The sequence below is a fragment of the Gillisella terrae genome, assembly GCF_004801395.1.
Classification (GTDB): domain Bacteria; phylum Pseudomonadota; class Alphaproteobacteria; order Rhizobiales; family Rhizobiaceae; genus Allorhizobium; species Allorhizobium terrae.
Genome location: NZ_SSOA01000008.1, coordinates 83,342 through 105,463 on the forward strand (window position 1 = coordinate 83,342; position 22,122 = coordinate 105,463).

Annotated in this window: 16 protein-coding genes; 7 read left to right on the forward strand and 9 right to left on the reverse strand. The window is 54.4% G+C overall.

Going from position 1 to position 22,122, the window contains the following annotated elements:
• Nucleotides 1-3: 3 nt before the first annotated feature.
• The 6 genes from E6C51_RS14695 to E6C51_RS14720 form a co-directional block, all read right to left on the reverse strand.
• The gene (locus tag E6C51_RS14695; RefSeq protein WP_190236507.1) at nt 4-1,167 is read right to left on the reverse strand and encodes an alpha-D-ribose 1-methylphosphonate 5-triphosphate diphosphatase; all 1,164 of its coding nucleotides are present in this window, start codon (nt 1,165-1,167) and stop codon (nt 4-6) included.
• A 192-nt stretch (nt 1,168-1,359) separates the two neighbouring features.
• Entirely contained in the window at nt 1,360-2,358 is a 999-nt protein-coding gene (locus E6C51_RS14700) for a P1 family peptidase (RefSeq protein WP_190236508.1), read from the reverse strand.
• Nucleotides 2,359-2,463: 105 nt separating this feature from the next.
• A complete protein-coding gene (locus tag E6C51_RS14705; RefSeq protein WP_146937079.1) occupies nt 2,464-3,384 on the reverse strand; it encodes an ABC transporter permease in 921 nt (306 codons plus the stop codon).
• Entirely contained in the window at nt 3,377-4,387 is a 1,011-nt protein-coding gene (locus tag E6C51_RS14710) for an ABC transporter permease (RefSeq protein ID WP_146937077.1), read from the reverse strand. Before E6C51_RS14710 ends, E6C51_RS14705 begins: the two co-directional genes overlap by 8 nt.
• A 272-nt stretch (nt 4,388-4,659) precedes the next feature.
• Entirely contained in the window at nt 4,660-6,321 is a 1,662-nt protein-coding gene (locus E6C51_RS14715; RefSeq protein ID WP_407920817.1) for a peptide ABC transporter substrate-binding protein, read from the reverse strand.
• 539 nt (nt 6,322-6,860) lie between these two features.
• Nucleotides 6,861-8,567, reverse strand: a complete 1,707-nt coding sequence (locus tag E6C51_RS14720) for a peptide ABC transporter substrate-binding protein (RefSeq protein WP_190236510.1) — start codon at nt 8,565-8,567, stop codon at nt 6,861-6,863.
• A 173-nt stretch (nt 8,568-8,740) separates the two neighbouring features.
• Here E6C51_RS14720 and E6C51_RS14725 point away from each other — a divergent pair, with 173 nt between their 5' ends.
• From E6C51_RS14725 to E6C51_RS14745, 5 genes are all read left to right on the forward strand, one after another.
• Nucleotides 8,741-9,904, forward strand: coding sequence for a M20 aminoacylase family protein (locus tag E6C51_RS14725; protein ID WP_190236511.1), 1,164 nt, complete (start codon nt 8,741-8,743; stop codon nt 9,902-9,904).
• A 100-nt stretch (nt 9,905-10,004) separates the two neighbouring features.
• On the forward strand, nt 10,005-11,837 hold the full coding sequence (locus tag E6C51_RS14730; protein ID WP_190236512.1) for an ABC transporter ATP-binding protein: 1,833 nt from the start codon (nt 10,005-10,007) through the stop codon (nt 11,835-11,837).
• A 166-nt stretch (nt 11,838-12,003) separates the two neighbouring features.
• On the forward strand, nt 12,004-12,675 hold the full coding sequence (locus E6C51_RS14735; RefSeq protein WP_146937069.1) for an exopolysaccharide biosynthesis protein: 672 nt from the start codon (nt 12,004-12,006) through the stop codon (nt 12,673-12,675).
• A 616-nt stretch (nt 12,676-13,291) separates the two neighbouring features.
• On the forward strand, nt 13,292-14,599 hold the full coding sequence (locus tag E6C51_RS14740) for an SEL1-like repeat protein (protein WP_190236513.1): 1,308 nt from the start codon (nt 13,292-13,294) through the stop codon (nt 14,597-14,599).
• Nucleotides 14,600-14,677: 78 nt separating this feature from the next.
• Nucleotides 14,678-15,406, forward strand: coding sequence for a sulfate transporter family protein (locus tag E6C51_RS14745; RefSeq protein WP_190236514.1), 729 nt, complete (start codon nt 14,678-14,680; stop codon nt 15,404-15,406).
• Here the strand turns inward: E6C51_RS14745 and nth are convergent.
• Nucleotides 15,383-16,132: an endonuclease III gene (gene nth, locus E6C51_RS14750; protein WP_146937063.1), complete on the reverse strand. Its 750-nt coding sequence runs from the start codon at nt 16,130-16,132 to the stop codon at nt 15,383-15,385. The two genes, E6C51_RS14745 and nth, sit on opposite strands and share 24 nt — an antisense overlap.
• Nucleotides 16,133-16,169: 37 nt before the next feature.
• On the opposite strand from nth, the gene E6C51_RS14755 reads away from it, so the two are divergent.
• Together E6C51_RS14755 and E6C51_RS14760 are read left to right on the forward strand one after the other, a co-directional pair.
• The gene (locus E6C51_RS14755) at nt 16,170-16,652 is read left to right on the forward strand and encodes a DUF2244 domain-containing protein (RefSeq protein ID WP_146937061.1); all 483 of its coding nucleotides are present in this window, start codon (nt 16,170-16,172) and stop codon (nt 16,650-16,652) included.
• Nucleotides 16,653-16,722: 70 nt separating this feature from the next.
• Nucleotides 16,723-17,610 carry a methylated-DNA--[protein]-cysteine S-methyltransferase gene (locus E6C51_RS14760; RefSeq protein ID WP_190236515.1) on the forward strand — a complete coding sequence of 296 codons (888 nt, stop codon included), beginning with the start codon at nt 16,723-16,725 and terminating at the stop codon, nt 17,608-17,610.
• A gap of 198 nt (nt 17,611-17,808) precedes the next feature.
• On the opposite strand, the gene E6C51_RS14765 is transcribed toward E6C51_RS14760, so the two are convergent.
• Nucleotides 17,809-20,763, reverse strand: a complete 2,955-nt coding sequence (locus tag E6C51_RS14765; RefSeq protein ID WP_190236516.1) for an NACHT domain-containing protein — start codon at nt 20,761-20,763, stop codon at nt 17,809-17,811.
• A 251-nt stretch (nt 20,764-21,014) separates the two neighbouring features.
• Nucleotides 21,015-22,001, reverse strand: coding sequence for a sugar-binding transcriptional regulator (locus tag E6C51_RS14770; RefSeq protein ID WP_190236517.1), 987 nt, complete (start codon nt 21,999-22,001; stop codon nt 21,015-21,017).
• Between the last annotated feature and the right edge of the window lie 121 nt (nt 22,002-22,122).

The following is a 22,122-nucleotide window of genomic DNA, read 5'->3' on the forward strand; positions in this document are numbered from 1 at the left end:
TCCTTACGCCACCCGCCGTCCTTCGCGCCAGATTTGCTTGATGAAGGGGTGATCGTGCTGGTTGCCAACCTGCAATAGATCGGCCCTCTTGCCCACGGCAATTTCGCCACGATCAAACAGGCCTGCCGCCTCTGCTGGTGTTTTGCTGACCATGCGCACGGCGGCGGGCAGATCAAGGCGAAGCGCGCTATCTGCGGCGATCATGAAGGGTGCGTCAATCAGCGCGCGCGGCACATAATCGGAGGCGAGAATATCGCATAGGCCTTCCAGCAAGAGATCGCGCACGGCAATATTGCCCGATTGTGAGCCGCCGCGCACGATGTTGGGCGCACCACCGACAATCTGCATCCCCCGCCTTTGTGCCTCGCGGGCCGCTTCCAGTGTGCAGGGAAATTCGGAGATGCTGACACCTTCATCGGCGGCCATGTCCACATGCTCAATGTCGGTATCATCATGGCTGAGCATTGGCTTGTTGTGGCGCTTGGCAATCTCCACCACGTGCGGGCGCACATTTGCACCAATTGCTTTTTTGCGCTCAATCAGATCGGCCAGATGGGCACGCACCGCAGCTTCGCTCTGGCCCCAGGCCTTTTGCAATTTGACAATGTAGTCATCCAGATTGCGGGTTTGCCGGATACCGGGCAAATGTTCCATCACCGAGACCACCCGCACCAGATCATGGCTGATATTGGCCTCCATCAAGGCGGGGGTCTGCGGATCAATCACTTCGCAGCGCAGATGAATGAGGTGTTCGGCCCGAAACATGCCAGCGTTTTGGCATGTTTCCAGCGCCTCGATCATCGGGGCGAGAATTTCAGCGCGTTCGCTATCGTCATGGGCCGCACCCACACACAAACTGTCAAACACAGTGGTAATGCCCGCACCAATAATCTGCGCATCATGGGCCAAGGCGGCTTGCGCAAAGTTCCAGCGCACCGACGTGCGCGGATAGACGTGTTTTTCAAAATGGTCGGTGTGAATATCCACAAGGCCGGGCAATAGCAGATCACCACGAAGATCAATCGCGTCTCTGGCGTGGGTGATTGGCCCGATTGCAACGATGCGGCCGCCTTCGATTTCCACACAGCCGTTGACGATTTTATCGGCCAAAACAACACGGGCATTGGTGAGGACCAGGCGTTCTGTATTGGCTGCACGCATGTCCATAACCATCTTCTCCATTGTTTTGGGCCGCGACTCACAGCCTAGGCAAATCGTGCTGACGCTTTACAGCGCCGTGCGCCATATATGGCGCACAAAGGTTCGCTGTAGCACTTTATATCTGTTGCATAATTTTCTCTTTAAACCGATTCCGGTTTAAAGAATTATGCAATAGCGCTCTGTGATGACTGTTCTATGTCAGCCAAAGCAATCGCGCCATGCGCTTTGCGCATTTTCATACGGAAGGGCTGTCGCTTCATAGACACCACGGGCAATGGCACGGGCCATGACAAGGGTTGCCAGATGACAGAGCGCCATAAAATCAGAAGGTTGGGCCAGCGGTTTTGCCCCGGTTGCAGCCGCAAAGATTGTGTCGCCGTCAGCGGGTAGATGGGCAGGCAGCACGGCGCGCGCCAGACCATCCTGCGCCATGATGGAGAGCCGGTGGGCTTGTGCTTTGGTAAGCACGGCATCGGTGACAATCGCGCCAATGGTGGTGGCGGTAGGAGCAAGGCCTTTGGCGCGAAGGCAAATGTCATCATCGGTAAAAGACGCTGGCAGGCCGAAACCGCCAAATTCGCCCTTCTGCTCAAAGGGCGCGGCCCAAAAGTGCTTGGAGGTTCCAACCGTTGCTGTGCCCATGGCATTGACGGCAACAATGGCACCCACCGTATGGCCGCTGCTGCTGACGGCACTTGCCGAACCCAGCCCGCCTTTGAGGGTTGCAGTTGTCGCGCCCGTGCCAGCACCCACGGTGCCCAGCGCGAAAGCGCCTTGTTGTGCGGCGGTGAAAGCGTCAAAGCCCATATCGCGGTAAGGCGAATGCAGGCCCCAATCCTTGTTGCCACCGTTGAGCAGGTCCATCAAAATTGCCTGCGGAACAATGGGAACAGAAGTGGAGCCAACCGGATAACCACGGCCAATGCTGCGCAGGCCCGCCTGCACACCGCCTGCGGCATCGAGCCCAAAGGCGGAGCCGCCCGACAGCACCAGTGCGTCAACCTCAGTCACTGTCATTGCTGGATCAAGCAGAGCTGTATCACGCCCGCCCGGCGCACCGCCGAGCACGGAGCCGGAAGCACGAGCGGGTTGATCAAACACAATCACCGTGACACCGGAGCCAAGAGCCAGATCGGTGGCGTGACCAACAGCCAGACCGGCAATGTCTGTCAGCAGATTAAGCGGGCCGGGTCTCATGATGTCACTCCCGTATTATTTAAAAAAGCGCCCCGAAAGGCGCTTTTGATTTGGGTTCTAAACATGTCCGAACGCAAAACCGCGTCGCACTTTTGCTGGAAATGCTTACCGCTTCAACGACCGCGGATCGAGTGCATCGCGAATGCCATCGCCAATATAATTGACGCTGAGCACGGTGAGCGAAATCGCCAGTCCAGGCCAGATGGCGCGGGCAGGTGTGATCTGCAAGAAGTTCACGCCATCATAGAGCAGGCGGCCCCAGGTGGGGAAGTCGGATGGAAAGCCAAGGCCCAAGAAGCTGAGCGCAGATTCGGTAATGATCGCCGAGGCGATCCCCAATGTGGCCGACACCATGACCGAACTGAGCACGTTGGGCAGGATATGCTTGAGCAAAATCCGGTATTCGCGCATGCCGCTCGATTTGGCGGCCAGCACAAATTCCTGACTTTTGATGGTCAGCACATCGCCCCGCACAATGCGGGCCGTGTGCATCCAGCTGGTGATGCCAATGACGACAACGATCAGTAGGAAAATACCGGTGTTGGGACCAAAGGCCGAGCGCAGCGTATCGCGAAACAGCATGGTGATGACCAGAAGCAAAGGCAGAATGGGCAGCGCCAGAAACAGGTCTGTGATGCGCATCAAGATGCCGTCTATGCTCTTGAAATAGCCCGCCAGCATGCCAACGACCGTGCCGACAATCAACGCGATCAACATGGCGGTGATGCCCACGGCCAGCGAAATCTGTCCGCCTGCCAAAACTTGCGCGAACAGGTCGTGGCCGAGATTGTCGGTGCCAAACGGGTGAACCCAGGATGGTCCCTGATTTTTGTCACGGATATTCAGCTTGTTTGGGTCAACCGTATGGATCAACGGGCCAAGATAGACCGCCGCCACGATGAATACAAAAACGATCAGGCCAATGACGCCGCCGGTATGCCGCCTGAACTGACCCCATAGTTGCGCCGCGAAAGATTGCGAGCGCTGCGGTTCTGGTGCGGTTTCGAGTGTGGTTCCATCAGTCATAGCGGATCCTCGGGTCGAGAATGCCGTACAGCACGTCGGCAATAAGGTTGAACAGCACGATCAACACGGCGAAGATAAAGGTGAGTGTTTGCACCAGCGGCAGGTCACCACTTTGAATGGCGGTGATCAGCAATTGGCCAAGACCGTTGACGCGGAAAATCTGCTCGGTGATGATCGCACCGGAGAAAATGGTCGGAACGCCCAGCGCAATCACGGTGATCACCGGAATCATGCTGTTGCGCAGCACATGCACCAAAAGCACGGTCTTTTCTTTTACGCCTTTGGCGCGGGCTGTGCGAACATAGTCCTGATGCAGGTTATCCAGCATGGAGGCGCGCACAAACCGGCTGATCTGTGAGGTGTTGTAGAGTGTGAGCACCAGAACCGGTAACACCATCTGTTTGACTTGCAGCACAAACGAATTCCAGTCTGTCACCTGCAAGCTGGTATCGTACACGGAGGGGAACCAGTGCAGGGTGGAGCTGAACACCACAATCAGCAACACGCCGGTGAAGAAGGTGGGCACTGAATAGCCGACCATCGAGATGAAGGTGCCGATCTGGTCGAAGAATGAATATTGCTTGTAGGCCGAGATCACACCAAGCGGAATGGCCAGCATGACGCCAAACAGATAGGAAAGGCCGACAACCCAGAGCGTTTGCGGCATACGTTGCACGATCAGATCAACAACAGGGCTGCGGGTGGTCCACGACAGAACACGCAGGCGATTGCCATCGCCAATCTGCCAGCCGGTCACCTGTTGCAGAATATTCAAAGGCTCATTGATGAAGAACTGATGCAGCCATTTGAAGAACTGGATATACATTGGCTGATCAAGGCCAAGTGCCGCCTTCATCTGCTCCCGCACTTCCGGCGGAATCGTCAGGGGAAGATCGCCAAGGGGATTGTTGGGTGCCATCGCCAAAAGGGCGAAAATGATGAAACTGATGATCAGCAGGGTCGGGACTGCAAACATCAATCGCCGAAGTGTGTAGGTAAACATTTTTTTCCCGTCTCCGGTCGCGTCCCAAGCATCGGCATAACCGAAAAGTGTTGAGCGGCTTTCGGTCTATCCGATGCGTCAAGCAAATCCTTATCGGACCGAAAAATATCGAGCAGCTTTTGAATGATCTGGCCGCGAAACGCAATCCGCCCTGAACCGTATCGGGACCGAACGTATGACGATAGTTTGCGGACACACAGAATTACGCAGTCTGCATATGTGCATACAAGAAAAGCACTGGCCCTGCACGATTGCAGGGCCAGTTTTACGGATTATTTCTTGCGCGCCCAGTCAGCCACGTTCCACAGCTCGCTATCCCATGCGGTCATCTTGATGCCGGTGAGGGTATTGGCGAAGGCGGAAGGCTGACCACGATAGACCAGAGGGATCTGCGCCATGTCGTCAGTGAGCATGTCATTCAACTCTTTGACGATTTTCACGCGCTCATCCATCTTTGCCGTCTGGGAAAGCTTCTTGGACAATGCGTCATAGGCTTCATTGCAGTAGCGTGGCATGTTTTCACCCTGCCAGCCGGTCTTTGGCGAAGGGATCTTGTCGCAACGCCAGCCAGCCAGATAGGCTTCCGGGTCGGTGCCATCGAAGTTGTTGGTGTACATTTGCACATCCGCAAAGAACTTCTGGTACGTATCAGGGCTGGCCGGATCGCCACCGAAGAACACAGAGGCTGCAATGTTGCGCAGCTCAACGCCTACGCCAATCTGCGACCACATGTCCTTTACCAGAGCCTGCGTGCCCTGACGAACCGAGTTGGTCGAGGTTTGGTAGAGGAAGTTCAGCTTGACACCACCTTTGGCGCGGATGCCGTCAGAACCCTTCTTCCAGCCAGCGTCGTCCAGCAGCTTGTTGGCACCTTCGATATCCTGCTTCAGGCACCAGCTGTCGTTCTTGGTCGACACATAGGCGTCTGGACCGGGAACGATATTGCAGGTTGGCTTGCCGGAAAGGCCGTAGCCGGCTTCAACAATCACCTCACGGTCGATGGCCATGGAGAGCGCCTTGCGCACAGCCGGATCGGACAGGGCAGGGTGCGGACCAGCTTCCTTGGTGGAGCGCTTGTCGCCCAGCGATGGATCAACGGCGTAATGGTTGAGGTCGATACGCTCAACCTGACTGCCGAAAGATGTGATGATCTTGCCCTTGCCAGCCGCTTCCATGGTGGCCAGCACTTCCGGCTCAACCTGCATGTTCCAGGCGTAGTCATATTCGCCGGTTTCCAAAACGGCGCGCGCAGCAGACAGCGCATCACCGCCACCCTTGAGCGTGATGGACGCAAAGGCTGGCTTGGCTGCATCACGATAGTTCTCGTTGGCAACGAAGGTCACCACGTCGTTTGGCTTGAATTCCTTGACCTTGAATGGGCCTGTGCCAATCGGGCCAAAGTTTGCAGCCGTGCATTCCGGAGCCTTTGGTCCAAGGCAATCCTTGAACTGGGCTTCCTGAATAACAGGGGACTGGTAGCCAACAAAGGCGCTGTAAGGATAAGGCTTTGGACCTGTGAACGTCACCTTGACGCTGTCGTCACCGACGGCTTCAACATTTTTCACGCCTTCGAATTTCGCAGCCTGAGCGCAACCACCGCCTGGCGCTGTGCAATATTTCCAGGTGAAGATCACATCCTTTGGCGTCACAGGTGTGCCATCAGACCACTTGATGCCCTTGGCGAGCTTCCAGGTGATGCTGGTCATGTCTGCCGAAACGCCACCGTTTTCAATGGTTGGGATCGATTCAACCAGCTTTGGAATGATATTGCCTTTTTCATCAAAACCGGCGAGAGGCTCAAGCACGATCGATGAACTATAGCCTTCCTTGGTACCACCCGAAAGATAAGGGTTGAGCGTAGACACCGCCTGCCAGAACAGCAGTTTCAAATCACCATCGCTGCCGCGTTGGGCCATGGCGGGCGCCGTCGTCATCACGAGTGATGCGACAGATGCCGCCAAAATGAGCCTTACGTTACGCATATATGTTATCCCCTTGTTTTGTATGACTGCTTTCGGACGGGTTTCACAGTCTTGCTGCTTCACCAGGGTCGTCCTGTGGTGCCTTGTGGATATTGTGTGCCGTGCCGTGTCTAATCAGCACGAAGTTCCTGATGTGTGATGTTTTGTTGCGCTCCCCCTGCGCTCAACTTATGAGATATTCCCGTTGATATTGACTGGTTTGCCCAAATTTTGCGCTAGCAAAGCACAGGGTTATTTTTTGTTCAAGAAGAAAATTTTTTGAGAGGTCAATGTTTGATCCCCTTCGTCCGTCTTTGAAATTGCAAATGGCTTTTCTTGGCCTTTTCAAGTGATCTCAATGAGAGGCAACGCATTGTTTTTGCTTGATGATAAGCCCAATTTTTATCGCGACACTTTCACGCAATGGCATGTGCATAGCCGGTTTTTCCCCATTTCAGCGCAAGCTCGCAGCAGGTTTATTGCTGCGAGCTATTTTAGCGGCGCTGAAGATGTTACTTGGCTCTCTGCCAATCTGCAACATTCCAGAGCTGAGAATCCCAAGGGTTCAGCTTGGCATCTTTCAGCGTGTTGGAAATGGCCGATGGTTCACCACGATTGACCAGCGGAATCACCAGTCCGTCGTTGACGATCATGTCGTTCAGGGTGCGGATAATCTCTGCGCGGTTTTCAATGCCAGCGGTGGTGCGCAATTTGTCCACCAGGGCGTCATACTCCGCATTGCAATAGCGTGGGGTGTTCTGTCCCTGCCAGCTATTTTGCGGGGTTGGAATCTTGTCGCATTTGAAGTCCGTCATGAATTTTTCAGGATCGGTGCTTTCAAAGCCGCTGGCAAACATTTCCGCATCGGCATAAAATTTCTGGTAGGTGTCGGGGCTTGCCACATCGCCGCCGAAAAACACCGAGGCGCTGACATTGCGAAGTTCCACCTCGGCACCAATTTGCTGCCACATGTCCTTGATCAGCAATTGCGTAGTCTGGCGCACGGAATTGGTTGAGGTTTGGAACAGCAGCGACAATTTGACGCCGTTTTTGCTGCGAATGCCATCGGGACCGCGCTTCCAGCCCGCTTCATCCAGCAAGGCGTTGGCGGCAGGAATGTCCTGCTTCTCGCACCAGGTCTTGGCGGTTGATGCATAAATTTCAGGAGCGGGAATGATGTTGCAGGTTGGTGTGCCAGCCTTGCCGTAGCCTGCCTCAACAATCACGTCGCGGTCAATCGCCAGTGCCAGCGCGCGCCGCACCTTGGCATCGGACAGGAAAGGATGCGGCCCTGCTTCCTTGGTGGAGCGTTTGTCACCCAAAGATACATTGACCGCATAAGGGTTGAGCAGAATACGCTCAACAGTTGAGCTGAAGGCAGACGTGAGTGTGCCTTTGCCCTTCTGCGTCATGGCCTCCACAACTTCGGGCTCAATCACTGTGTTCCAGGCAAAGTCATATTCGCCGGTTTCCAGCACGGCGCGGGCAGCCGAGAGTGCATCACCACCACCCTTGAGAGTGACGGTGGCAAAGGCGGGCTTGGATGCGTCACGATAATTGGGGTTGGCTTTGAAATTGATAACGTCATTGGCCTTGAAATCGGTGACGACAAAAGGCCCGGTGCCTATGGGGCCAAAATTGGCGGCGGTGCATTGGGCGGCCAAGGCCCCAAGGCAATCCTTGAACTGGGCTTTTTGCAAAACGGGAGAAAGCTGACCGACAAAGGCGGTATAAGGGTAGGGGCGCGGTGTGGTGAAGGTGATTTTGACCGTGTGCGGATCGGGCGCGGTGATGGAAGAGACGCCATCAAATTTGGCGCGCTGGGCGCAGCCGCCGCCCGGTGCCATGCAATATTGCCAGGTGAAAATCACATCATCTGCGGTCACCGGGCTGCCATCTGACCATTTGACGTCTGGATTCAGCTTCCATGTAATGGTGGTCATGTCCTTGGAAACGCCGCCATTCTCGATGGTTGGAATCTCGCTCACCAGCCGTGGCATGAGATTGCCGTTTTCATCAAAGCCAGCCAGCGGCTCAATCACCATGGAGGCAGCATAGACTTCCTTGCTGCCGCCAGAGAGATAGGGGTTGAGGCTGGAAACGGCCTGCCAGAACAGGATTTTGACATTGCCATCCGTGCCGCGCGCGGCCATGGCTGGTGTTGCGGCAAGAAAGAGCGCGGTGGTCGAAGCCGCTGCCATAGCTTTCAGATATTTCATCGATATTGTCGCCCCATTGTCATTGCGCATAAGCGCCGATGCTTAAAAATTAAACCGTGTCGATGCAAGGCTAGTTTTTGGTCAGTTGATGCATTTCGAGCTTGCAAATCGTAAGCGTTGGTGAACAGTATGCCACTGAATATTGATGGGAACAGCATAAAAAGAGGTTATTCATGCCCATTTTGAACCGCGCCAGCGAATTGCAGGACGAAGTGACCGGTTGGCGTCGGCATCTGCACCAGAATCCTGAGCTGCTCTTTGATGTTCATCAGACGGCGGCATTTGTTGCGGACAAGCTCAAGGAATTTGGCTGTGACATCGTGGAAACCGGCATTGGCCGCACAGGCGTTGTCGGCATCATCAAGGGCAATCGCGGTGAAGGCAAAACCATTGGTATGCGCGCCGATATGGATGCGCTGCCGATTACCGAAATCACCGGCGCAGAATGGGCCTCAAAAGTGCCCGGAAAAATGCATGCCTGCGGTCATGATGGTCACACGGCCATGTTGCTGGGTGCGGCCAAATACCTGGCTGAAACTCGTAATTTTGCCGGATCTGTTGCGGTAATTTTCCAGCCTGCTGAAGAAGGCGGCGGCGGCGGTCTTGCCATGGTGCAGGACGGTATGATGGAGAAATTCAATATTTCGCAGGTCTATGGCATGCACAATTCGCCGGGCATTCCGCTGGGCAATTTCTCCACCCGCAAGGGCTCAACCATGGCGGCATCCGATACGTTCGAGATTGTCATCAAGGGCAAGGGCAGCCATGCGGCAGCGCCGCATTTGTCAGTCGATCCGGTATTGGTGTCGGCACATGTTATTCTTGCCTTGCAGTCGATTGTGTCGCGCGGCACCGATCCGCTGGAATCGCTGGTGATCTCGGTCACCACTACGCATGGTGGTGATGCTTACAATGTCATTCCGATGGATGTAACATTGACCGGCACCGTGCGCACACTGCTGCCGGAAATTCGCGATTTTGCGGAAAAGCGTTTGAGTGAGGTGGCAACGGCAACGGCCGCTGCCCATGGCGCTGTGGCCGAGGTGAGCTATCATCGCGGCTATCCGGTGACCTTCAACCACGACAATGAAACGGATTTTGCCATCGACATTGCCAGAAAAATTTCGGGCGAAAACCGGGTTGAAACCAATGCGGCCCCTAAAATGGGTGCGGAAGATTTTTCCTATATGCTGGAAAGCCGTCCGGGTGCTTTCATGTTCCTGGGCGTTGGCGATACGGCGGGGCTGCATCATCCGGCCTATGATTTTAACGACGAGGTCATTCCCTACGGTATCAGCTATTGGGTGACATTGGCCGAAACGAGCCTGGCGACTTGAAATAATCTTGCAGTCGGGCCATCCGGCTGCCACACTATAACGCTCCGGGACATGCCTCGAGGCTTGCCGGAGCGGCTTGATAAAAGGGGAAAACCAGCCGATGGCTGAAGACACAATGCAGGGGACGACGCCCGTTCTTTCCGTTCGCAATCTGACAACATCTTTCCGTGTCGGTGATCGCTGGAAAGCCGTTGTGCGGGACATGAGTTTTGATGTCGCGCCGCGTGAAACGGTGGCTATTGTTGGTGAATCGGGCTCGGGCAAGAGCGTGACATCGCTGTCGATCATGCAATTGTTGCAAAAAAACTTCAGCCGCATTGAAGGCAGTATCAAGCTCAATGGTCGCGAACTGTTGACGCTGGAGCCTGAACAGATGCGTCAGGTGCGCGGCAATGAAGTGGCGATGATTTTCCAGGAGCCGATGACCAGCCTCAACCCGATCTTTCCGATTGGAAAGCAGATCGCCGAGGCCATTCTTTGCCATCAGAATGTGTCAAAGGCTGAGGCAAAAGCCGAGGTTCTGCGTCTTCTGGACAAAGTGCGCATTCCCAATGCCAAGGGCCGGTTTGACGAATTTCCCCATCAGTTTTCGGGCGGCATGCGCCAGCGTGTGATGATTGCCATGGCGCTGGCGGCCAAGCCCAAATTGCTGATTGCCGATGAGCCGACCACGGCGCTGGACGTGACCATTCAGGGCCAGATTCTGGACCTGATCAAAGTGTTGCAAGACGAAGATGGCATGTCGGTGCTGTTCATCACCCACGATATGGGTGTGGTGGCCGAGATTGCCGATCGCACTCTGGTGATGCTGCGCGGTGAAATGGTGGAAAGCGGCACGACGGATGATATTTTCAACCGTGGCAAACACCCTTATACCCGCGCTTTGTTGTCTGCGGTGCCGAAGCTTGGCTCGATGAAGGGCCACGATTGCCCGCTGCGTTTTCCGGTGATTGACATCAAGACCGGCGATACCATTACCGAAGAATCTGAGGTGACGGATACGGTCGGTAGCAACCGTCCGATTCTTGAAGTGAAGAATCTGACTACCCGGTTTGACATTCGTGCTGGCATTCTGGGCCGCAAAGCCGGTGCCGTTCATGCGGTTGAAAATGTCAGTTTTGATCTGCGCCCCGGCGAAACCCTATCCTTGGTGGGTGAATCGGGCTGCGGAAAATCCACCACAGGACGTTCCATCACCCGCCTTGTTCAGCCAACCAGCGGTAATATTGAGTTGGATGGCTATAATGTCATGGGGCTTGGCAGCGGTGATTTGCGCAAAATGCGCCGCACCATTCAAATGGTATTCCAAGACCCCTTTGCCAGCCTTGATCCGCGCATGTCGGTGGGGGCCGCCGTCATGGAGCCCTATCTCGAACATAATCTTGGCACCAAGCAGCAGGCCCGCGAAAAGGCGGCTGATTTGCTGGAACGGGTTGGCTTGAGCGCGGATATGATGCGGCGTTATCCGCATGAATTTTCCGGTGGTCAGCGCCAGCGTGTGGCCATTGCCCGCACATTGATGCTGGATCCCAAGGTCATCGTTGCCGATGAAGCGGTGTCGGCGCTGGACGTGTCCATCAAGGCGCAGGTGTGCAATCTGTTGCTGGATTTGCAGGAGAGCTTTAATCTCGCCTATCTGTTTATCTCCCATGACATGGCCGTGGTGGAGCGGGTCAGTCACCGTGTTGCTGTGATGTATCTGGGTGAAATTGTTGAAATTGGTCCGCGTCAGGCAGTGTTTGAAAATCCGCAGCATCCGTACACCAAAAAGCTGATGGCAGCGGTGCCTGTACCGGATCCGGCGCGTCGCCACATTGCGCGTAATATCGCTAGCGATGAGATCAAAAGTCCGGTACGGCCCTTGGGCTTCCAGCCACCAAAGCGGGAGTATCGCGAAATCTCTGCGGGCCATCTGGTGCAGGTCTCCGAATAGCAAACTCTTGCTTTCTCACGTTTTTATGCTGGCATCCTGATGAAGGCTGCCAGCTTTTCTTTTTGTCAGTTCTGTGAAAGTTTTCGCTTTGTCATTGTAGTCTCGTCATGGCCTTTCCATATCAGTGCCGGTGTCTTGCATCGCAACGAAAAAGTCTGGAGTGTTCATGGTGGATTCTGAAAGCAGCGCGGGTGAACAGCACGCAGGTCATACCCATACAGATCATGGCCATGCTGTCCACGCCAACCGGCTCTCGGAAATCCTCAATCGTATTGCCAATGATGACACCCGTGAACGGGTATCGGTTGCCGACCTGTTCACAGCCATGGGCGATCGTGCTTTTGGCGCGCTGATCCTGATTTTTGCCCTCCCCAATATTGTGCCCACGCCACCCGGCACGTCGGCCATCACCGGGGCACCTCTGGTGTTTTTGTGTTTTCAGCTGATGCTGGGAATGCAGCCGTGGTTGCCGAAATTTATCGCCAATCGCTCCATGAGCCATGGCGATTTCAAAGCGATTATCACGCGGATTACACCCTGGCTGGCGCGTGGCGAGCGCTTTTTGAAGCCGCGATGGGAAGGCTTGGTGCGCCCCCCGGCTGAGTATGGCCTGGGCTTGATGGCCTTTATTCTGGCGATCCTTTTGGCACTGCCCATCCCCTTGGGCAATATGCTGCCCGCTTTGGCACTATCGCTGTTTGCGTTTGCTCTGCTTGAGAAAGATGGCATCTATGCCCTTGCGGGCAGCGTTGTTTTTGTCATCTCTCTTGTTGTGGTTGGCGGCGTTGTGCTGGCGCTTTTCAAAGCGGCGCTGTTGCTGCTGCACACCTCTTTTTGAGGCCGGGATGACAGACGGGTGTTGAGCTTTCACACCACACATCAAAACCGCATCCCGATAAAAATGATTTTTCTCCAGCATGGCGAAAGCTTGGGCTCCTAAGGTGGGGCCAAATGGCGCTGAGCGAGTGTGCGCGCAGGCGTCCGTTTGGCATCGCCCTACTGCATAATTTTCACCTTAAATCGGAATCGATTCAAGGTGAAAATTATGCAGCAACTTAAATGTGTTACAGCGTCCTTTGTGCGCCATGTGTGGCGCACGACGCTGTAGGTTTTCAGGCGATGACGCATGGATTGTGTTTTTTGAATACTGGAGTTTGCCAGGGAGAGGTGGAAACCGTTTTGCCGGGCAGACAAATTGCAACATGAGAATAGAGAGGCTTTCTGGCGGTTACTTCGCTTGCCAGATTGTTGAGGCAGAAACGACGCCGACCGCCTATGGCGCTTTTGCACTCGTCCGCAGACCGGGATCGGTTGAAGGATGGCGCATTTCAAAGCGATAGATCGGGTTTGGTGCCTGTGGATGCAACGTCGGAGCCTCCTTCTTGCACCAGACCGCAATGGCCTGGCTTTTTGCAAGGAGCATTGTCGGTGATGAGGGAAGGAATGCGGGTATCATGATGTCATTGCTCGGTTTTGTGCGGGGTTTTTCTGTCACGCGAGCCTATCATTTCGGCATGAAAAAGCTGGCCAACGGCCATATGCCTTTGGCCGCAGCAGCATTGAAGCGCGCGGCAAAGGGCGGTCATGTCGGTGCCTGCTATGAAATGGCGCGGCTGTATGAAATGGGCCGCGGGGTGATTTGCGATCTGGAGCAGGCCCGCCATCTGGCACAATTTGCAGCCGACGCAGGCCATGTGCCCTCGATGGCGCTGGCAGCCCGTTTGTTTTTGATCTCGCCCGAGCGCCGCGCTCAAACTTCTGGTAGCGCAGCCTCGCAATTGTTCTGTGAACCCGAACTGGCCCGCCATTATGCCCTTCTTGCCCATAGTCGCGGCAATGTGGATGGCTCCGCGCTGGCGGGCTATCTTCTGGCTTCAGGCATTGGTGGTGAGGTGGATGCCGAGACGGCTGTGGTGTGTTATGAACCCGCGGTCAAAGTCGGGCATGTGCGTGCCTTTTTAGGCATGGGCACGCTCTATGCTGGCGGTCATCTCGGTGAGGTGGATTATGCACGGGCATTGCCGTATTTCAAATATGCGGCAGCGGCAGGCAACAATACGGCCCGTCACTATCTTGCTTTGCAGTTTCTCAAAGGCCTCGGCACCGATGTGGATGAGGAGCGGGCGCTGCGCTTGTTGAGCGCCGCCGCCGCCAAGGGTTACCGCGCCTCCATTGAAGAATTGGCGACTTATTATCTGGATGAGACCCACCCGGAGCGTGATCGCCAGCGCGGTATGCGCTGGCTCACAGCCTTGGGGCGCATGGGCGACCAAAAGGCATGCCGAGAGCTGGAGCGGCGCTATCGGAACGGCATTGATGTGCCGGTCAATAGCATTGAAGCTGTGACATGGCTTGAAAAAGCTGCCTTGAAGGGCGATGTCGCAGCGCAGTTCCAAATGGCGGTGCTGGCGGCCACCGGAGGCGGCGAGGCCGAGCCGGATTATGCGCAGGCCAAGCTGTGGTTTGAAATGGCATCAGACAATGGCCACACCATTGCCATGGTCAATCTGGGGCGCTTCCGCATGAAGGGCGTCGGCGGCGATATTGATCTGGATGGCGCGCGTGACATTCTGGAACTTGCGATAGAATGTGGCGAAATGGCTGCCTTTGCTGTTTTGGGCGAGTTTTATGCCTATTACGCCGAACCAGCCGATCTTGATGCAGCAAGGGATATTCTCTTGCATGGCGTAGAGCGCGACGATCCTGTCTGCCGTGATCTTCTGTCGCGACTGGAAGACGATCTGGTCGCCAAAGTGGCCTGAATGGCCTTTGCTTGACGATTTTTCCTTGCCGCTGGGCTAGCGGATTCCCACATCAGGCTCAATTGTATGGAGAGCCTGATGATTCTTGATGCCGCCGCCTTGTCCTTTCGGAATTTGTTTGCGCCAGAAACCCGGTCTGTTTTCTGGAAAGTTCTGGGCCTGACGATTGCTGTGCTTGCCGCCTTGTGGCTTACACTGCGTGAAGCATTTGTCTTTTATCTGTGGCCGTGGTTTGCCAGCTTCTTTCCAGCCATGCCCGATTGGGCCGGATGGATGGTGTTTCTCATGGGGCTTTTTGCCAGCGTTGGGCTGGCTTTGGTGCTGGCGCTTTTGCTGGCCCCGGTCACCGCCATTATTGCCGGGCTGTTTCTGGATGATGTGGCCGAGGTGGTGGAGCGGCGCGATTATCCGTCTGATCCGGCAGGGTCGGCCATGCCGCTGTTTGATGCGCTTGTGCAATCGCTCCAGTTTTTCGGCATTGTCATTGTCGGCAATCTGATTGCACTGCTTCTCTTGTTTGTGCCGGGCATCAATATTGCCGCGTTTTTTCTGGTCAACGGCTATCTGCTGGGGCGCGAGTTTTTTGAATTTGCCGCCATGCGGCTGCGGCCCCGGCGCGAAGCCATGGAGTTTCGCCGCAAACATTCGGGCACCATTTTCCTTGCCGGTCTGGTGATTGCCGGCTTTTTGGCTATCCCGATTTTAAACCTGCTGACCCCTTTGTTTGCCGCGGGTTTTATGGTGCATGTGCATAAAAAGCTCTCGGCCAAGGATCCGCTGTTTTCAGCCGATAATTTGCGGCGGTAATTCTACCAGCGGCGCTGGCACATCGCAGGTCTTTTCCGGCGATTTGCACAGATCAGCCAGCACGCAGTTCTCGCATTCGGGCCTGCGTGCCTTGCAACAGTAACGCCCCAGCAGGATCAGCCAATGATGGGCGTGATAGAGATACTGTTTGGGAATAATCCGCATCAAGATTTCTTCAATCTCATCTGGCGTTTTGCCCGGTGCCAGCTTGATGCGGTTGCCAATGCGCAAAATATGGGTATCCACCGCCATGGTGGGAATACCAAAGGCCATGGACATCACCACATTGGCGGTCTTGCGGCCCACGCCGGGCAGCGTCATCAGCTCTTCGCGGGTTTTGGGCACTTCAGAGCCAAAATCATCAATCAGCTTTTGGCTCAGCAACATCACGTTTTTGGCCTTGTTGCGATAAAGGCCAATGGTTTTGATGTAATCCTGAATTTTCTCCTCGCCCAAAGCCACCATTTTTTCAGGCGTATCGGCCACTTTAAACAGCGCCCGCGTCGCCTTGTTGACGCCCGCATCGGTGGCCTGCGCTGAAAGCGCCACCGCCACCACCAGCGTAAACGGGTTCACATGCTCCAGCTCGCCTTTCGGCTCTGGCCGCTGCACCGAGAGGCGGCGAAACATCTCTTCCAACTCTGCCTTGGAATAAGCGCTGCGGGCCGCCCGTTTGGGTGCGGGTTTTGAAATTGACTTTTTCAAACTTTGGCTGCTTGATTTCATGCTATCGTCACAAAAAGGTTTGTGGGAGGGGACGTCGATGAACGAGACTGCCGATCAACCGATTTTCGCTGCCGAACTCGTACCCTATCGTTCGCTTGGCCGAAAGGGCTTTCGCATCATGCTGATGCTTTCCGGCCTGATTTGCTTTGGTTACGGTGGTTTTTTCCTCGCCACCGGCGCGTGGCCGATTGGCTTTTTCTTCGGGCTGGATTTTCTGCTGCTCTATGGCGCGTTTCGCATGAATTATCACGCTGCCAAAGCCCGTGAGGAAGTGACGGTGTCGCGCAGCCAAGTGATGGTTCGAAAATTCACCCCCGCTGGCAAAATGACCGAGTTTCAATGGCATCCGTTTTGGGCACGCTTCTTTGTGCGCCGCCATGAGGAGTTTGGCATTTTGTCCATGTCGGTCTACGGGCAGGGCCGCTCCACCGATATTGGCTCCTTTCTCAACCCCGATGATCGGGAAAGCTTTGCCAAAGCCTTTCGCGGCGCTTTGGCAACGGTCACGCGCCGCTTGTAATATTTGGCAAGAAACGGGTGGCGCTTTTTTGAAAGCCATGGTCAAGCTGTTGCAAGAGAAGGGCACGACCATGACATTTGCAAACGCTATTGATCTGAAAACGGCACAAGACATCACCCCGGACGGCGGCGATTATGAAACCGTGCGCCGGGTGATTGAAATGCTGACGCTGGACTATCGCGATCAGCCAGCCTTGGAAACCATTGCCGAAAAGCTTGGGCAATCCCCCAGCCAATTGCAAAAGACCTTCACCCGCTGGGCGGGCCTATCGCCAAAAGCCTTCTTGCAAGCGGTGACGCTGGACCACGCCAAACGCCTGCTGGGGCAGGAAGGCCTGCCGCTGCTGGAAGCATCGTTCGAGCTTGGCCTGTCCGGGCCGGGGCGGCTGCACGATCTGTTTGTCACCCACGAAGCCATGTCGCCCGGCGAGTGGAAGGCAAAGGGTTTTGGCCTCACCATTCGTCATGGTTTCCACCCGTCACCCTTTGGGCAAGCTCTGGTGATGGTCACAGATCGCGGCTTGGCAGGCCTTGGCTTTTGCGATCTCGGCGAGGAACAAGCCTGCTATCAGGATATGGCAGGACGCTGGCCCATGGCGACATTTGTTGAAGATCAGGCAGCCATCCAGACCTATGTGCAGCGGATTTTTGACCCCACCTGCTGGCAGGCCGAGCAGCCTTTGCGGGTGGTGCTGATTGGCTCGGATTTTCAGGTGCGCGTGTGGCAAAACCTGCTGACCATTCCCATGGGCAAAGCCGTCACCTATTCCAATATTGCCCAAAACATCGGCCAACCCACCGCCAGCCGCGCCGTCGGTGCCGCCGTGGGCCGCAACCCGATTTCCTTCGTGGTGCCATGCCATCGGGCGCTGGGGAAAAGCGGGGCGCTGACGGGGTATCATTGGGGGCTGACGCGGAAGCGGGCGATGTTGGGGTGGGAAGCGGGGCAGGTAGGGTGAGTTGGGCCCGCGCTTTTCGGCTTTGAGACATTGGAAAGCCGCTGATTCTGGCGGTCACATATGAATTCTTTCCCCCACATCCGCAATGGACAACTTGTCGGCAGAGAATATTCGGAAAGGCTCCAGCGGCAATTCATAGCCTCTAGCCTATTATGGCACTGGATATCTTTTCATGCAAGTCAATGATTTACGAGTGGCTTAAGGGGCTTTCTTACTGCGCTCCTGTAGATTACTCTTTCTTTTCATTCTTTGTTTGAACCGTGTTTGGTGATGCACAAGATGGTGTTTTGGCTTGCTGGTATTTTCAATTAACCAAGTCACCTTATCACGATCTATATAATCAGGAAGTTTGGTGTTTGCATTCCCAAAGGCCGAATTCACAGCATCAATAGATAGATTTAGAACACCGGACAGATCAGCACCGGACAAATCAGCTTCTGTCAAGTCTGCTCCTTCAAGATCGATAGAGCCTTTTACACTTAATCCTGTATAAGGATTTAACATATTATAACGCCCGCCAGTTGGGGCAACCACATTAGAAAAGTCTGCCTTACGGAGATCGCACGATCGCATGTCTACACCTTCAAATTTGGAATACGGAAACCTCGCTGCATATAAGCAGCACCCTCTTAGGTTTGTGTCAATGAATATAGCATTCGTGGCATCGAACCCCGACAGACTTGCATGCTCCAAGTTGGAGCCAATTAAAAGGCTCCATGTAGCAGTTGTGTAGCGGAGGTCAGCACCCTCAAGGTTCGTTCTACTTAGGCTACAATCCCAAAGGCTTTGGTCAGAAACGTTGATTCTGCGCAGTGCACCGATCACAGTTGTTTCAACTGACACTCCAATATTATTGAGCTGATCTTTTGTTGAAAATTTTTGAGATTTCGGCCAATCGATGTTCACTGTCCAAGGGGCGTTAAATTCAGCAGTGTCCCAATCACCGATCGGAATGACAGTTGCCATCGCTGAAGCGCTGGCGATAAGAGCGGAGACTGCGCAGCGCTGCTGCGTCGCAAGCTCGTTCCAAGATAATTCGGGTGCTATCTTGTTGACAGAAAAACCATGCATTAGCGCCCAGTTGATTAACTCAGTCAGTGAGTTTTTTTGCTTGGCCGCTGTATCTGGAGTTAGTTTCAAGCGCGCTTCATCATAGAGGAAACTAATAATTTCAGGTGTTAATTCGGCGAAACCAATGATTTGACACCACTGTTGTTCTAAGTCTTCTGGCTCATTTTCCTCGAGTGCTGTTGCTGTTTTCAAGGCGTGGTACAGTAGGCCTCGGGCAGCGAGGTACTCACCAAAGCTTTTGTGGATGAACTCAAAGCCGCTGCTTGCGTCTTCTTGCCCTGCACGGGTGTGAATATTTAAAGCAACAGATTTTAAGCTCGCTGCGGGAAAGTCCTTGAATTTCCTTTCGCGGTTCAAATGCAGTTTGCGGATTTGGCGAAAATCATTTTCGTCACCAGTGCGGCCATTGCCGCGCCATGCGGCAATCCCAAGGCATTCCATGAATTCAAAAAAAAGTGGCTCGTCGACACCCGCTGCCCGAAAATGCGGCTTGTTTTTGTTTCGCTCAAATATCTTCTGTAAGATGTCCTCATAAACGACGTTTTTGTTGTTAGCAGCAGTTTCCCAGTCATCTCCACAATATTTTGAGATAATCAAAAGATGCAGGAGAAGCGGCTCAACTGTAAGCTCTCTCATACTGGTGGATGTGATGGCATCTGGAATTTCTTTTGAGTTAAGACCTTTGAGAGTGGCCCAGTTCTTCCAGTAGTTCACACGTTGGTCAGCATCCATTAGATGCTCGGGGTCTCGAATATCGTCATCTGGTGACCTCATCATGCAAGTTGCATGATTCATCTTTGTGATGGGTGCGACGTTAAGCATGTGTTCTAAAGGTATGTTGGCAGCAGTCATTGCGGCTTGACATGCCAAATTGCGCCCCAAAACGAGTGCACGAATAGGCGTGCCATCGGTGTTCATTGGCGATAGCATAAGCTTGAGAGCAAGCAGGAGTTCGCGGGCGTTGCGCTCGCCCTCTTCATCTTTTGTCGACAGCTCATCCAGGCCGTCAAAGATCATTAGAATTGGTACTTCATCCGTTTTGCGCCAATCGAGGGGATTTCCGGGAAGGCCAGGACTGCCGGAGTGCCCGGTTGAAGTGTCACGGCGGTCAACATAGCGCGCAATGTCGTCATGTAGAGAACCTGTGAGTGTCATGTGCTGGAGCTGGAGAAACAGGACGCGATGCGCCCCCCGTTGGATCACTTCATGCGCGAAAGCACGGGCGAAAGAAGACTTGCCGCTGCCGGGGCCGCCAGTTACTACTCGAATGGGATTATGCCGTGCGTCACTGGCAAGCCAGTCGTGCGCGGTGCGGTGCAGGTTAGCTACATGGGCGGTCTTGTGTAATACTTCCGTACCATCCTTTTTCGCATCTTTTTTGGTTTGATGCCAAAAGCACCGCGGCGGGAGGTAAACAGCTTCCAACGGAATGATCTCCTCCTCATCGGGAGAAAATATAGGGGCGTCGGTGTATTGGTAAGAAACCCAATTCGCATGGCGTGCCCAGTGGCCATCACGGCGAGCACCTTCCCCGGCCAGTCCTGTAAGCCCGTCTTCAAGTACACGGAAATACACCGGATCTTCGCAAAGTGTACGACTTGAGCCTGTGCGTAAAGCCTGCTTAAAGCGTTCATCGAGAGTATCTACGCCTAAATCTGATCCTGTAGTCGCTTTCAGAATCATTGTCCCTAATGCTTTGTGAGCATTGTTAAATAGGGGTGATATGCCGGGGTTGGTCAATGCGAGGCCATCAAGCTCCTGCCCCTCGAACTGCGTTGAGGCTTCCAGAAATTCCTTTACAGCATCGTCTTTTTGTCCTGATAGCGGCGCTTTGATGAGTTGGGCTTTTAGTACATCGCTAGCTGCGTAGCTGAGTGTTTTATATGCCCAAATCCAGGCACGATGACCCGGTTCGTCTTCAGTTATACCTTTAAGTGCATCGAACCCTGATTTCAGATTTGAGAGAACGTTCGGGATATTAGGGCCGGTAGGGCCTAACGCCTCTAGAACGGCGACAATGCCGCTAAAGCCCGCATCGAAATAATTGGGCTTTTTCTTGGGAGCAGAAAGAATAATTGTCATCGATTAGCCTTTTCTTTGCACCATGTTAACCAATGGTTCCGAAGAGGCAGACCCACAAGTTGGAGCATCGTTTTAAATAGGTACCGCGGAGAATTTAGCTGTTATAGCTGGCGCTAAATGAGGCATCAATATATAAAATCTTAGGTTGAGGTTTGACGCAAAGTTTTGCGTATATTTTTTGCGTACTCAACTGATACCTGAAGCTGCATCGGTAGAGTATACCATGTGCTCTCGGAAGTTAGAGCTTTTATCTAAGCTACCCTCTCACCCAACCCCAACAACTCCCGCGCTGCCGCCTCATCAGTAATCAACGTATTACAGCCAATGCGGCGGATGGTGGCGCGGATGGCGGGGGCGCGGTGGGCACCGCCGGAGGCGATGACGATGTGTTTGGCTTTTTTCAGCGTGTCGAGATCGACAGACATCACCGTTTCATTGATCGGGTGATCGATGGTGCGACCGTCAGCGTCGAGAAAATTGAACATGGTGTCGCAGACGCAGCCAGCTTGTATCAGCTCTTCCAGCGTCTGGCGCGAGATAAACCCTTCTGAGAGCGAGGTGGATTGCGGGCGGATGTCGCCGCAGGAGACCACGGCGAGGTCGAGGTTTTCGGCCAGATCATAGATGGTTTTCAAGCCGCATTGCTCAATCAGCGCCCGTTTGGTGGCAATGGAATCCACCAGCAGCGGGGCCAGAAACATATAGCATTCCGCCCCAAGCTGGCTGGCCAGCCGCCATGTGTAATCAATCGGGTTGGTTTGGTGGACAGTGACAATGCCGCCCAGCAACGAGACGATTTTGCAATTTTCGCGGCGCGGCGGGCGAAAGCCGTTGAGCGAGGCCGTCATGGTGCGGCCCCAGCCGACGCCGATGGTGGTGTTATCGGTGATCACTTCGGTGAGAAACTGGCCAAGCGCCAGGCCAACGGCGCGGGCAATTGATGTTGCCTGCTGATCCTGCGGGGAGGGGACCACCACGGCCTCATCCAGCCCATAGGCCTTTTCCAGTTTTACCGCCAGTTCAACGCAATCATCAATGCCATCAGCAATCCAGATTTGCACTTCGGAGCGTTTCAGCGCCTCATCCAGCATACGAATAACGGTGGAGCGGCTAATGCCGAGCTTTTCCGCCACATCCTTTTGCGTCAGGCCTTGATTGTAGTAGAGCCATGCGGCGCGCAGCCGCTGCGATGACGCTTCGGATTGGGTGCTTTGGCTATCACGTCGCAGTTTGGCCACGGTGTCATGTCGTCCCCGTTTAGGATGGTTCACTATCGCAACGCGTGAAACATTTGTCAAATCGACAAGACAAATGTCTTGACTTCGCGCGGCTAACTGCCGATATTTGGAACAAAGAGGA